The 13736-nt window shown below is 64.6% G+C and carries 13 protein-coding genes; 8 read left to right on the forward strand and 5 right to left on the reverse strand.

Annotation, left to right across the window (positions count from 1 at the left end; translation table 11 throughout):
- Positions 1-451 precede the first annotated feature (451 nt).
- From VNW74_RS16870 to VNW74_RS16905, 8 genes are all read left to right on the forward strand, one after another.
- On the forward strand, positions 452-613 hold the full coding sequence (locus VNW74_RS16870; protein ID WP_325678784.1) for a hypothetical protein: 162 nt from the start codon (positions 452-454) through the stop codon (positions 611-613).
- 9 nt (positions 614-622) lie between these two features.
- On the forward strand, positions 623-1954 hold the full coding sequence (locus tag VNW74_RS16875; RefSeq protein ID WP_325678786.1) for an adenylate/guanylate cyclase domain-containing protein: 1332 nt from the start codon (positions 623-625) through the stop codon (positions 1952-1954).
- Between the two features lie 44 nt (positions 1955-1998).
- Positions 1999-2610, forward strand: a complete 612-nt coding sequence (locus tag VNW74_RS16880) for an HdeD family acid-resistance protein (protein WP_325678788.1) — start codon at positions 1999-2001, stop codon at positions 2608-2610.
- Between the two features lie 84 nt (positions 2611-2694).
- Complete coding sequence (locus VNW74_RS16885) at positions 2695-4167, forward strand: cytochrome ubiquinol oxidase subunit I (protein ID WP_325678790.1); 1473 nt, start codon at positions 2695-2697, stop codon at positions 4165-4167.
- 27 nt (positions 4168-4194) lie between these two features.
- On the forward strand, positions 4195-5235 hold the full coding sequence (gene cydB, locus VNW74_RS16890; RefSeq protein WP_325678792.1) for a cytochrome d ubiquinol oxidase subunit II: 1041 nt from the start codon (positions 4195-4197) through the stop codon (positions 5233-5235).
- Positions 5236-5255: 20 nt separating this feature from the next.
- On the forward strand, positions 5256-6902 hold the full coding sequence (cydD, locus tag VNW74_RS16895; protein WP_414686704.1) for a thiol reductant ABC exporter subunit CydD: 1647 nt from the start codon (positions 5256-5258) through the stop codon (positions 6900-6902).
- Positions 6889-8574, forward strand: a complete 1686-nt coding sequence (gene cydC, locus VNW74_RS16900) for a thiol reductant ABC exporter subunit CydC (RefSeq protein WP_325678813.1) — start codon at positions 6889-6891, stop codon at positions 8572-8574. The genes cydD and cydC overlap by 14 nt, the downstream gene beginning before the upstream one ends.
- 31 nt (positions 8575-8605) lie before the next feature.
- On the forward strand, positions 8606-9160 hold the full coding sequence (locus VNW74_RS16905) for a DUF4190 domain-containing protein (RefSeq protein WP_325678794.1): 555 nt from the start codon (positions 8606-8608) through the stop codon (positions 9158-9160).
- Between the two features lie 4 nt (positions 9161-9164).
- Here the strand turns inward: VNW74_RS16905 and VNW74_RS16910 are convergent, their stop codons facing one another.
- From VNW74_RS16910 to VNW74_RS16930, 5 genes are all read right to left on the reverse strand, one after another.
- Complete coding sequence (locus VNW74_RS16910; protein WP_325678796.1) at positions 9165-10562, reverse strand: bifunctional lysylphosphatidylglycerol flippase/synthetase MprF; 1398 nt, start codon at positions 10560-10562, stop codon at positions 9165-9167.
- A 93-nt stretch (positions 10563-10655) separates the two neighbouring features.
- Positions 10656-11498 (reverse strand): acyl-CoA thioesterase II, encoded by an 843-nt coding sequence (locus VNW74_RS16915; protein ID WP_325678815.1) that lies wholly within the window; start codon positions 11496-11498, stop codon positions 10656-10658.
- An 82-nt stretch (positions 11499-11580) separates the two neighbouring features.
- On the reverse strand, positions 11581-12999 hold the full coding sequence (pyk, locus tag VNW74_RS16920) for a pyruvate kinase (RefSeq protein ID WP_325678798.1): 1419 nt from the start codon (positions 12997-12999) through the stop codon (positions 11581-11583).
- 61 nt (positions 13000-13060) lie between these two features.
- Positions 13061-13426, reverse strand: coding sequence for a DUF2752 domain-containing protein (locus VNW74_RS16925; RefSeq protein ID WP_325678817.1), 366 nt, complete (start codon positions 13424-13426; stop codon positions 13061-13063).
- Between the two features lie 90 nt (positions 13427-13516).
- On the reverse strand, positions 13517-13736 hold a 220-nt coding region (locus VNW74_RS16930), incomplete at its 5' end, for a hypothetical protein (protein ID WP_325678800.1).

Raw genomic sequence — 13736 nt, forward strand, 5'->3', positions numbered from 1 at the left:
GGCGCGTCATCAACCGTGCGGGGCGGCCAAACGCCAGGGCCGGGTCGCGAGTGAACGCCGACGCCCGGTCCTAGCACCCCAAAATGTGCTGTTTATGGCCCCTACCAGGGACAACGCGGAGGCCCGAGAGGCGATTTTGCGGCTTGTGGTCTGTGGGGATGGGAGAGCCGCTGATTCGACCGAGCCGAGATTTGAGACGCCCGATGGTCTACAAGAACGATGCCGAGATAAGCGGCCTGATTGCTGAGCCGCTCGGCGGTCTAGTGGACGCCGTCCAGTCAAGGTTCTACGGAGATCGGGCGCTGGACGTCGACCTGATCCGCGATTTCCACTCCGCATTTCTCGGTGACGTCGTCCCCGGCATCGCGGGGAGATGGCGGGATGGACCTGTGCAAGTGGGGAAGACTCGGCCGAATATCCGGACATTTCGTCTATCGCGTATTAACAGGCTGTGCATAGTCTGGCGCTCGTTCACCGTGGCGGAAAACGGTTCGCGCACTCCGGCTTCCCCGATGCACACGAATACGTGGACGCATTGGGCACACCCGCGTTCACGATGATCTGCCCGACAAGACGCGACGCCGCGTTCCGCAAATTCGAGTCGACCGTTTAGGCTTTTGATGTGGCGGCTAAGAGGTGCAGCGCCCCACAACCAGGAGGCTCGCGGCGGACGCCGGACTGCGTAGCAGCAGTGCGGGAGCAACCGCGCGTCCGCAATCAGCACTATGCCGATCGCATCACGCGGCGACGCCGCATCCTGCACCTCACCACCTCGATGGCGGTGATCATCAGCGCGGGTTTCGGGTTCATCGAGGTTTTCGCCGCGCCGCACCTTTGGTGGACCGGCGCCATCAACATCGCCGGCGCCGCGATCTATGCCATCGTCCCTTCGCTTCACCGCTTCGGTGAGTTGGTCCCGCCGCTGACCTTCATCGGCACCGCCTACGCGTCGATTTTTGTCATCTGCTGGATCGTGGGCACCGGCTCGGGCTTGCAATTCTATTTTTTGGTTGCATCCTGCCTCGTGGTGTTGCAATTGGGCATCGACCGCATCGTCTTGGCGGCGGCTCTGGCAGCCGTCGCTGCCGGGCTGGTGATCGCCCTGCAGTTCCTGGTCCCCCGAGACACCGGTGTCCAGCCGGCATGGGCGTTGTCTTTGGGCTTCGTCGTGACGACGATCTCGGGCTGCGTGATGGTCGTCACGACGGTGTGGTACGCGGTACGCGAGATCGTCCGCGCCGAATCGGCCATGGAGTTGGAATACGAACGATCCGAAGCTCTGCTGGCCAACATCTTGCCGGCCAGCATCGCTGAGCGGCTAAAAGACCCGGCGCGCAACATCATTGCCGACAAGTACGACGATGCCTCAGTGCTATTCGCCGACATCGCCGGCTTCACCGAACGGGCCAGCGATATCGCGCCGGACAAACTGATCAGATTCCTGGATGGCTTGTACAGCACCTTCGATGCGCTGGTGGACAAGCATGGGCTGGAGAAGATCAAGGTCAGCGGCGACTCCTACATGGTGGTCAGTGGAGTGCCTCAGCCGCGGGCCGATCACGTCCAGGCGCTGGCCGACCTTGCGCTCGACATGGCCGAGGCCGTGAGCGGACTGAGGGATTCGCGCGGTGACTTACTGCCGCTGCGAATCGGGCTTGCCTCCGGTCCCGTCGTGGCAGGCGTGGTGGGCTCTCGCCGGTTCTTCTATGACGTGTGGGGTGACGCGGTCAACGTGGCGTCCCGGATGGAATCCACCGATTCGGTGGGACGCATTCAGGTGCCCGAGGACGTCTACCAGCGGCTGAAAAACGATTTCCTGCTAGAGGAGCGGGGCGTCCTCGCCGTCAAGGGGAAAGGCGTCATGCGCACGTGGTATCTCGTTGGCCGCAAACGAGACACCGGTTCCGGCGGTATGCGTGCCGAGGCGCCACAAGAGGCGGCATCTAACGCGTAACGCAAACCTTCCACCGCACTGGCCGTTTGTGGGAAACTTCGGCAATGGAAACCACTGCTGTTCCAACGTTGTTGCCCCATCTGTGGAAGTCGACGCTGGTATCCGGGATACTGACGTTGACCCTCGGGATCCTGGTGTACGTCTTGCCCGGAGATTCCATCCTCATAGCCGCCGTCCTCTTCGGCATCTACCTGCTGATCACCGGTGTCGCACAAGTTGTCTTCGCGTTCAGCCTGCACGTCTCGGCCGGCGGCCGAGTGCTGTTGTTCATCAGCGGCGCGGCCTCCCTGGTATTGGCGGTGCTGTGCTTCCGACACTTCGGCGAAGGCTACGCGATACTCCTGCTAGCGATCTGGATTGGCGTGGGCTTCATCTTTCGCGGTGTGGCAACGTCGATCTCGGCCATCAGCGATCCCACCTTGCCCGGTCGCGGCTGGCAAATATTCCTTGGTGTCATCACCCTTCTTGCCGGCATTGTGATGATCGGATCACCCTTCGAATCGCTCGCGATCCTGATCCTCATCGTCGCCATCTGGCTGGTGGTCATCGGGGTCTTCGAGATTGTCTCGTCGTTCGGCATCCGCGGCGCGTCCAAGAGGGTGGACAAGGCCCTCGCGGGTGGATCGCACGACGCGGCCTCACCGGCCGAATCGTGATCGACGCGACAATGCCGTGGCGTTGATCGCAACCTTCTACTACACTGCGTCGTAGTAGCAGGCCTGTCGTCAGGGAGATGACAGATGAACGTTGTCGACGTGTCGCGGTGGCAGTTCGGTATCACTACCGTCTACCACTTCATCTTTGTGCCGCTCACCATTGGTCTGGCGCCGCTGATTGCCGTCATGCAAACGGCGTGGGTCGTCACCGACAACGTCGCCTGGTATCGGCTCACCAAGTTCTTCGGCAAGCTGTTCCTGATCAACTTCGCGATCGGGGTGGCCACCGGGATCGTGCAGGAATTCCAATTCGGTATGAATTGGAGCGAGTACTCCCGGTTCGTCGGCGACGTGTTCGGCGCTCCACTGGCGATGGAAGGCCTGGCCGCGTTCTTCTTCGAATCGACCTTCATCGGTTTGTGGATCTTCGGCTGGAGTCGGCTGCCCCGGCTGGTGCACCTGGCGTGCATCTGGATCGTGGCGATCGCCGTCAACGTTTCCGCGTTCTTCATCATCGTGGCGAACTCCTTCATGCAGCACCCGGTCGGCGCGCAATACAATCCCGCGACCCGGCGCGCGGAGTTGCACAGCATCAGTGCGCTGCTTGGTAATAACACTGCGCGAGCAGCATTTTCACATACGGTGGCTGGCTCGTTACTGACCGCTGCGACGTTCGTCGCCGCCATCAGTGCCTGGTGGCTGGTCCGTTCTGGTAAACCCGCAACGGACCAGCCCAACGCGGAGGCCGATGCTCGCAGCATCTTCCGCCCGGCCGCCATCATGGGATGTTGGGTGGCGCTTATTGCGACGGTCGGCTTGTTCTTCACCGGCGACTATCAGGGCAAGCTGATGTTCGTTCAGCAGCCGATGAAAATGGCCTCGGCGGAATCGTTGTGCAACACCGCAACCGATCCGGACTTCTCCATCCTGACAGTCGGCACGCACAACAACTGCGACAGCGTCACCCGCGTGATCGAAGTGCCCTACGTGTTGCCATTTCTCGCCAAGGGCCGATTCAACGACGTCACACTGCAAGGTGTGCGCGATATCCAGCAGGACTACCAACACCGATTCGGCCCAAACGACTATCGGCCCAACCTGTTCGTCACCTACTGGTCGTTTCGCGCGATGATCGGACTACTGGCGATTCCCGGACTTTTCGCCGTGATCGCGTTGTGGCTGACTCGCGGTGGCCGGGTCCCCGGTCAACGATGGTTCTCCTGGCTGGCGCTGATCGCCATTCCGGCGCCGTTCCTGGCCAACATCTCCGGGTGGGTGTTCACCGAAATGGGCCGACAGCCCTGGATCGTCGTGCCTAACCCGACCGGTGACCAACAGGTCCGATTCACCGTCCACGAGGCCGTCTCACATCATGCCTCCGGCATGGTCGTCACCTCGCTGGTCACGTTCACCCTCCTTTACGCGGTGCTGGCGGTGATCTGGTTCTGGCTGCTCCAGCGTTACGTCGTCGAAGGGCCACTGGAACACGACGCGGAACCGGCTGCGCCCCGGTCACCCAGCGATGACGAGGTAGCGCCGTTGTCTTTTGCCTACTAGGGCCCGCTGACGGAAAGGAGCTCACCTGTGGGACTGCAAGAGTTGTGGTTCGGCATCATCGGGTTGCTGTTCCTGGGTTTCTTCATCCTCGAGGGCTTCGACTTCGGCGTGGGCATGTTGATGGAGCCATTCGCCCGCGTCGGGGTGGGCGAACCAGAAACCCACCGCCGCGCAGCGTTGAACACCATCGGGCCGGTCTGGGACGGCAACGAGGTTTGGCTGATCACCGCTGGCGCAGCGATGTTCGCGGCATTTCCCGGCTGGTACGCGGCCGTATTCTCAACCCTGTACCTGCCGCTGCTGGCGATCCTGTTTGGCATGATCGTGCGTTCGGTGTCCATCGAATGGCGTGGCAAGATCGACGATTCGAAATGGCGGTCATTGGCCGACTTCGGAATCGCCGCGGGGTCGTGGTTGCCTGCCGTGCTGTGGGGCGTGGCATTCGCCGTGTTGGTGCGTGGACTGCCGGTGGACGCCAATGGCCGCGTGGACGCGTCGATCACCGATGTGCTCAACGCGTACACACTGTTGGGTGGCCTGGCCACGGCAGGGCTGTTTCTGTTCTACGGCGCGGTGTTCGTCGCCTTGAAGACCTCCGGCGCGGTCCGCGACGACGCTCACCGCTTCGCGGTGCGGCTGTCGCTTCCGGTGACGGCACTGGTTGGCGGCTTTGGGCTTTGGACGCAACTGGCCTATGGCAAGAACTGGACCTGGTTGGTGATGGCAGTCGCGGTGGTCGCGCAGCTGGCCGCGGTGGCGTTGGTGTGGCGGCGAGCATCCGATGGCTGGGCGTTCCTGTGCACTGCCGTGGTCGTGGCCGGGGTGGTGATCCTGCTGTTCGGAGCGCTCTATCCCAACCTGGTGCCATCCACGCTGAACAAGCAGTGGAGCCTGACGATCTACAACGCCTCCTCCACCCCGTACACCCTGAAGATCATGACCTGGGTGACAGCGCTCATGGCTCCGCTGACGGTGATATACCAGGGCTGGACGTATTGGGTTTTCCGACAGCGGATTTCGGCTGACCGCATACCGCCGGCGACCGGCCTGGCGAGGCGAGCGTCCTGAGCAGGGGCGGCCGGGGGCCCCTGGATCCGCGGCTATGGCGGGCGTCAACGGGGCTCCGCCGTTTCCTGGCCGCAACGACGGTTTGCGGTGTGGTGATCTCCGGTTGCGCGATCGGCTCGGCGATCCTGCTGGCGCACATCGCTTCCCGGGTCATCACCGACCCGGCTGGGCGCAATTTGGGCCTGTGGGTGCCGACGTTATCGATCCTGTTGGCGGTGTGGGCGGTGCGCGCCGTGGCGCGCTGGCTGCAAGCCCGGCTGGGCCAGCGTGGTGCCAGCGCGGTGATCGCCGATCTCAGCGGTCAGGTGCTCGCGGCCGTCACCGCGCGACAACCCAGGCAGCTGGCAGCCGAGCGTGATGCCGCGGCGGCGGTGGTGACCCGCGGGCTCGACGCGTTGCGACCGTATTTCACCGCGTACCTGCCGGCATTGCTGCTGGCTGCGATCCTGACTCCGGTGAGCGCGGCCGTGCTCGGCCTCTACGACCTGAAATCGGCTGTGATCGTGCTGATCACGCTGCCGTTGATCCCGGTCTTCATGGTGCTGATCGGTCTGGCGACCGCTGATCGGTCCGCGGCAGCGCTGGCTGCCATGGCCACCCTGCAGGCTCGATTGTTGGACCTGATCGCCGGGATTCCCACGCTACGGGCGCTGGGCCGCGCCAACGGGCCCGAGCGCCGCATCGCCGAGCTGGCCGCCGCCCACCGGCGCTCGGCCATGGCCACACTGCGGATCGCATTCCTTTCGGCACTGGTACTGGAGCTTCTCGCCACCCTCGGCGTCGCCATGGTCGCGGTCAGCATTGGCCTGCGTCTGGTGTTCGGCGAGATCAGCCTGACCGCGGGTTTGACCGTGCTTTTGCTCGCGCCTGACGTTTACTGGCCGCTGCGCCGCATCGGCGTGGAATTCCATGCCGCCCAGGATGGCCGGGCCGCCGCGGACAAGGCGTTCGCGCTGATCGAGGACTCCGTAAGCGCGGTGCCGGGTTCTCGGACGGTCTCGGCGCGGGGGGCGACGATTGTTCTCGACGGGCTCAGCGTCGCAGGCCGCGATGGGCTGTGTCCACATGACCTCAGCGCGGTGATCCAGTCGGGTCAGGTAACGGTGCTCACCGGTGCGAACGGTTCGGGCAAAAGCACCACCCTGCAAGTCATTGCCGGAATCACCGCGGCCACCAATGGTCGTGTCGCCGTCGCCGGAGTCGAGATCGCGGATCTCGAACCGACCGCGTGGTGGCGGCAGGTGTCCTGGCTGCCGCAACGCCCAGTGCTCATCCCCGGGACCGTCGCCGACAACCTGGCCCTGTTCGGCGCCCTCGTCGATCTTGAACGCGCCTGTGCAGCATCTAGATTCGATCAGGTATTAGCAGAATTGCCGGACGGGATAAACACCGTTATCGGAAGTGGCGGGGTGGGCTTGTCGCTCGGGCAGCGTCAACGCCTCGGCTTGGCCCGCACGCTCGGCTCGCCGGCGCCGGTGTTGCTGCTCGACGAGCCCACCGCCCACCTGGACACCGCAACCGAGGCCGGAGTGCTGCGGGCCATTGTCGACCGGGCCCGCGCCGGCGACACCGTGGTGGTCGTCGGCCACCGCGAACAGATCATCGGAATCGGTGACCACGTCGTCGACGTGGCCGGCGCGGGGAACACCCACCATGCTCGGGTCTGATCCCCTGCCTGCCGCGGTGCTGCTGCTGCGCCCGCGGATCCCGCGTTTGCTGGTGGCGGTTGCGCTTGGGGTGTTATCGCTGGGCAGCGCTCTGGCGCTGGCCGGACTGTCGGCCTGGTTGATCACCCGCGCGTGGCAAATGCCACCGGTATTGGATCTGTCGATCGCGGTGGTGGCGGTGCGCACCTTCGCGATTTCCCGTGGCGCGCTGCACTATTGCGAACGGCTCGCCAGCCATGACACCGCGTTGCGGGCCGCCGGGACTGCCCGCGGGCTGATCTATCACCGCCTGGCGCAGGGTCCTGCCGACGTCGCCGCTCGATTGCACAGTGGCGAGCTGGTCTCACGCGTCGGCGCTGATGTCGATCAGCTGGCCGACGTACTGGTGCGCTCCCTGCTTCCGTTTAGCGTCGCGACCGTACTTGCGGTGACGGCGGTGGTGGTCGTCGGGATTATCTCGCCGGTGGCTGCGGCGATCTTGGCGATATGTCTCCTCGTCGCAGGCGTTGTTGCGCCATGGCTGGCGTCGCGGGCTGCCGCTGCCCAGGAAGTTGTTGCACGCCAACATCATTCCGAGCGTGACGTGTCGGCGATGCTGGCACTCGAGCATGCGCCCGAGCTGCGAGTTGGTGGCAGGTTGCGCAATGTCGTCACCGAGTCGCAGCGTCGGCAACGCGATTGGGGCGAGGCCATCGATGCCGCGGCCCGACCGGCCGCGTTTGCGGAGGCCATTCCCACGGCGGCGATCGGCGTCAGCGTGCTGGGGGCCGTGGTGGCGGCCATCGGGATGGCGGGCTCGGTTGCGCCCACCACGCTTGCCGTCCTGATGCTGTTGCCGCTGTCGGCATTCGAGGCGACGACTCCGTTGTCCGCCGCCGCTATTCAGTTGACACGCTCACGGTTGGCGGCGCGGCGCCTGCTCGACCTGACCCCGGCTGACCCAGCCCCGCCGGCCGCGCATCCCAGACCGACTTCGGCATCCCCGCCATTCCATCCGTTGCCGACCGCGCGCCTGCGCGGCAAGGACGTGGTTGCCGCACACCCGGGTTCTCGGGCGCCGGCCGCGGTGACGATCGACCTGCCGCCGGGCGCCCGACTGGCCGTTACCGGCCCCAGCGGCTCCGGTAAGACGACGCTACTGATGACCCTCGCAGGTCTGCAGGCGCCGTCGCGCGGCGACATCACCCTTGACGGATCACCGCTGCGCCTTTTTAGCGAAGTCGAATTACGCTGGGCTATCGGCTTTTTCGCCGAGGACGCGCATATTTTTGCGACGACCGTTCGGGACAACCTGCTGGTGGCGCGGGGCGATTGCCCGGATCATGAGCTGGGCGTCGCGCTGCACCGGGTCGGCCTGGACGCTTGGCTGGGCGGTCTGCCGAATGGCTTGGACACGGTGCTGTCTGGCGGCGCTCAGGCATTGTCGGCGGGCCAACGCCGAAGGCTGCTGCTGGCCCGGGCGATCATCTCACCTGTACGGATCGTGCTGCTCGACGAACCGACCGAGCACCTGGATGCCGCCGACGCCGAAACCATTCTGCGCAGACTCCTGGATACCGACGGTGGCCTGGTGGCCGCCGAGCGGACGGTGGTGGTGGCTACTCATCACCTGCCCAATAACATTTGCTGTCCCGAACTACGCATCAGCGCCGACGGGTACGCTGGCGAATAGTCGCCGAGGACGCCCATCTAGAAAGCGAGCCATGACCGAACCTCCGGACAGGCCGACAGACAGACGCGAAAACCCCGAGGGAACACCGCAAACGGCGCCGCCATATCCATATCAGGACCCATATCAGAACCAGCACGGCCCATACCCGGGCGGCTATCTCCCGCCACCGCCCTATTACGGTTACCCGCCACGGGCGGTGGGACCCAAAAACGGACTAGGTATCGCCTCGCTGGTCCTGGCGGTTATAGCGCTGCTGTGTGTCTGGTCGGTCTTCGTCGCGGTCGTCCTGGGACTCGTCGCGGTGGTGGTCGGGTTCTTCGGGCACGGACGTGTCAAGCGTGGTACCGCCAACAATGGCGGTGTCGCGATCGCCGGCATTGTGCTGGGTGCGCTCGCGATCATCGTCGGCTTGGCGTTCATTGCCATCTGGACGGCGGTCTGGAAGGACGTCGGCGGCGGCGACTACATCGACTGCATGCAGAATGCCGGCCGAGACCAGATCCAGCAGCAACGCTGCGCAGATCAGTTTCGGGAAAACGTCCAAGACCGGCTGAGCGTCACGCTGACGCCGACACCGGTGCCGTAGACCCTCAAAGTCCGCGTCGACGCGGCATGAACTCGAGCGACAGCAACACGTAGATTAACGGCAGCAGCTGGGTCAGCGATACCAGCGCATAACGCCGCTGGTCCGACGAGCGGAATTTTCGCAAGTATCGATATAGCGACTCAAGCGCGATCAATGGATCCAGCAGATGGATCAGCCAATATAAGACGCTCTGCACCCGTCCACGCTGCTTGTCGTCAAAGATCTCTGGGAATGGCGCAAATGCCAAGGAGACCCGTTGCGCGCCAGCATGTTTGGCCGCACTGATCATATCGACACTGAGGCGTTCATCGATCCCGTTGGGCGCCCCACGGCGACGCCACGGCACGTCAAGGCTGATATCGCTGCCCCCACCGGCGGTGGCGTAGCGGTGGAAGCCCTGCGCCCGCCCGTATCTGTCCCTGGCGATGATCAGCTGTACGCCCGGGTACCGGCCCTCCAGCACGCCGTCCAGATTCATGCAGAATCCGCGATCGGTGTGCGCCCCGCTTGCTGATGCCCGCAGCACCTCGGTGAGCTCGGCCCGGAGCCGGCCGTCGAGTTTCTGCTCGGCGACGATCTCGGTGGTGATACCGCAGTTGTGCGTGCGTTTGGCTGCCTGACGCACGTTGCGGAACGTGCGCCCGACCATCTCGAAGCTGGACACGTCGATGACGACATCGCGACCGATCGGTACCGCTCGCAACGACTGGCCCAGCACCGTCGGGTCGCTCCACAGGCGAAGCCGTCGCTCACTACAGGCGAGCACGACGATCCGCCAGCCGTGGGTATGGCACATCTTGGCGAAGTCGGCGACCAGTTGAGGAAACTGTGCCTCGTCGCCGACCGGATCCCCGCTGACCGCCGCGTAGCCGAGTCGTGTCCGGTAAGCGAGCGCCGCGCTGCCGTCCGCGCTGAACAGGTAGCACTTGCCCGCCTGCATCGCGAACGGCGCCAGCGGGTCGCCGCTGGTGGCTTTGATCAATGCCCACACCCGAGACAGGTCGCCGGGATGCCGACGCGCTGACGTGGCCCACATCAGCGCGAGGCCCGACCCGGCGATCAACACGTCGCCGAAGAGATCGAAAGACAGCACGTGCGCGCCAATCCCGGCGAACAGGACCAGAGCGGCAACTATCGCGTGCCGCGCCGTGACCGGGCGACCCAGGAAAATGCCCCGCGAGATCAGCGTCACTGCGGCCAGTACCGTCAGCGACCATTCCAGCCGCCCCGTCGCGTGCCAGCCCGCGTGGTCGTGGCCGCGGGCGATCAGCGCCATTAACCAACACGCGGCGCTTAGCAGAGCTAATGCGCCGACCCAGCGAGCCCAGCGCGAGTGGACGTCAACGACGACCCGCTCGCGCGCGCGGACGTCAGGCGCGACCCGAATTGACGATTCGTCCACAGCCCACCTCCGGCTGTTACCCCAAAGGCTACGCTTTCACAGGGTTATGACGCTGTGGTCCGGATTGCCGCAATCGAATCGTTGCCGCCCTGCCTACGACCGTGAGCCCGGGAAATACTTCACCACGCCTTCCTGCACCACGGTGGCGACCGGCCGCCCGGAGCGATCGAAAAAATAGCCGGTCCCGAGTCCACGTGAATCGGTGGCCACGGGCGAAGAGGTGGAATACAACACCCAGTCGTCGAAGCTGACCTGGCGATGAAACCAGACCGAGTGATTTACGGTCGCCGCAAAGATGCGGTCGAACCCCCAGGAGAGCCCGTGGGTGGTGATGATCGAGTCCAGCACGGTGGTGTCCGAGCAATAGAGCATCGTGGCGGTGTGCAGCACGGGATCGTCGGGCATCACACCGTCGGCTTTAACCCAGACTCGGTTGTAGTCGAGCCGCTCGCCTTTATCCCGCATCACCCAGGATGGGTCGTTGGTGTAGCGCCATTCGATCGGTTGCAATGCGTTGACGAACAACGGAACGGTGTCCTCGTACCCGCTCAGCAGCTCCTTGATGGACGGCAATGTCTCGGGATCGGCGACCTCGGGCGGTTCGACGTTGTGCTCCAGGCCGCGACCGCCGGACAAGTAGGAGATCATCACCGTCGCCAGCAGGGTGCCGTCCTGAGTGACCTCGATGCGCCGGTTCGCGAAGCGCCGCTCGTCGCGCAACCGCACCACCTGGAATTCGATGTCTTTGGCGGTGTCACCGCCATTGATGAAGTGCGCGGACAGCGCGTTGGGCGGCAAGTCGCGGGTCAGCGTGCGGCTGCCCGCCACGAATGATTGCGCCATCATCAGTCCGCCGAAGGTCCGCGGCGGGTTCTTACTGGGATGAGATCCGATGAAGACCTCGTCGCCCATGTGATGGAGGTCGAGCACCGCCATCAGCTCGTCGAAGTCAGACACCGGCTTAGCCTAGTTGCCCTGTTCCTCAGCCCTCCGCTCCGCGGAACGCATCGTCACCGGGCTAAACGTCTTCCTCGCCGATTCGGTGCACGTGGATCAGGTTGGTCGACCCGACGGTGCCCGGAGGCGCGCCCGCAACGATCACCACCAGGTCGCCGCGTTTGTAGCGGCCGAGGGCGAGCAGCGACTTGTCCACCTGGCGGATCATGCCGTCGGTGGTTTGGATGATCGGGACGATGAACGTCTCGGTGCCCCACGTCATGGCCAGTTGGCTGCGCACTTCGGGCAGCGGGGTGAAAGCCAGCAGCGGCAACGGCGTATGCAGGCGCGCCAGTCGCCGCACGGTGTCTCCGGACTGGGTGAACGCGACCAGGGCCTTGGCGTCGAGCCGCTCACCGATGTCACGGGCGGCGTAACTGATCACTCCGCGCTTGGTTCGCGGCACGTGGGTCAGCGGCGGGGCTTCGGTCGAATTCTCTTCCACCGCGCAGATGATGCGGGCCATCGTTTGCACCGCGGCCAGCGGATGCTTCCCGACAGACGTTTCTCCGGACAACATCAGCGCGTCCGCGCCGTCGAGCACGGCGTTGGCGACATCCGAGGCCTCGGCCCTAGTCGGCCGCGAGTGCTCGATCATCGACTCGAGCATCTGGGTCGCCACGATGACGGGTTTTGCGTTCTCCCTGGCCATTTGGATGGCCCGCTTCTGGACCAGCGGAACCTCTTCGAGTGGCAGCTCAACACCCAGATCGCCGCGAGCGACCATCACGGCGTCGAAGGCCAGCACCACGGCTTCGAGGTTGTCGATGGCTTCGGGCTTCTCCAGTTTGGCGATGACGGGCACCCGACGGCCAACCCGATCCATCACCTCGTGGACGAGCTCGACATCGGATGGCGAGCGCACGAACGAGAGCGCCACCATGTCGACGCCCAAGTGCAGTGCGAACTCAAGATCGTCGACGTCCTTCCCGGACAAAGCCGGAGCCGACACGTTCATCCCGGGCAGCGACATTCCCTTGTTGTTGCTGACCGGGCCGCCTTCGGTAACCGTGCACACGACGTCGTCGCCGTCGATGTCCCGGACCACCAAGCCGACGTTGCCGTCGTCGACCAGGACGCGGTCACCGGGCACGGCGTCTTGGACTAAGTGCTTGTAGGTGGTCGAAACCCGGTCATGGTTGCCGGGACAATTGGCGACCGTGATCCGCACGGTTTCGCCGTCGGCCCAGTACGTCGGACCGTCAGCGAACCGGCCGAGCCTGATCTTCGGACCTTGCAGGTCAGCGAGCACGCCGACCGCGCGTCCGGTGGCATCCGAGGCGGCACGCACCCGGTCGTAGGAAGCTTTGTGATCGCTGTAGTCGCCGTGGCTGAAGTTCATTCTGGCGACGTCCATTCCGGCTTCAACCAGCGCTCTGACGGACTCGTCACTGCTGGTGGCCGGACCGAGAGTACAGACGATCTTGCCGCGTCTCGCCACGACGAATCAGCATAGTCGCGCTAGCTGAGCATCTCCCGACACTCACCGATCCAGCAGCGGGCTAACTGGTGAGTAGCGTCGGAACCAATGGGAAACCCGGCAGGTTACGCAGCACTGTCCACGCCACCATGGCCACCAGGACACTCGCCACGGCCGGTACCGGTAACACGGGTTTTCCAGACCGGCGGCGCAGCAGAAACCATCCGGCCAACATCGGGATTCCAATGAGCAGGAAGACGTTGTCGGTGGTCGCCGCGGCCAGGTTGCCGTGCAGTACGTCGTGCATCATCCGTAGGCCTCCGCAGACGGGGCAGTTCCACCCGGTGAGCAGCCGAAACGGGCATACGGGGAAGGCGGAGTCCGGCTTATGCGGGTCCACCAGCCCGACGTAACCAAGAGCGCCCGCCAGTACCGCACCCGAACCCATCGCGACCGACAGCCGGCCAACCCTCGGGTTACCGCGCCGAGCCGGATTGGTCACGCATGTCAGCATGCCATCCGGCGCCGGCCGTGTTCGCTATCGCCGCGACCTGGGATTGAGCCGTCGAAGCCGCGAGCCCCACCGCGTCGCGGTCGAATCGGTCGGCTTCGGGTTCAGACTTGACACCAGTTCCTCCGCTGATGTGCTCTCGTCGCCGGCCGATTCTGTGAGTTCCACCGCTTCGGCGGCTTTCGGCGCGGGGCTTTCGGTGTCGGGTACGTCGGCCCCTTCGGGTTCCTGCCCCTCAGCGCTGACC

The organism is Mycobacterium sp. (genome assembly GCF_035570115.1).
In the GTDB taxonomy this organism is placed as follows: domain Bacteria; phylum Actinomycetota; class Actinomycetes; order Mycobacteriales; family Mycobacteriaceae; genus Mycobacterium.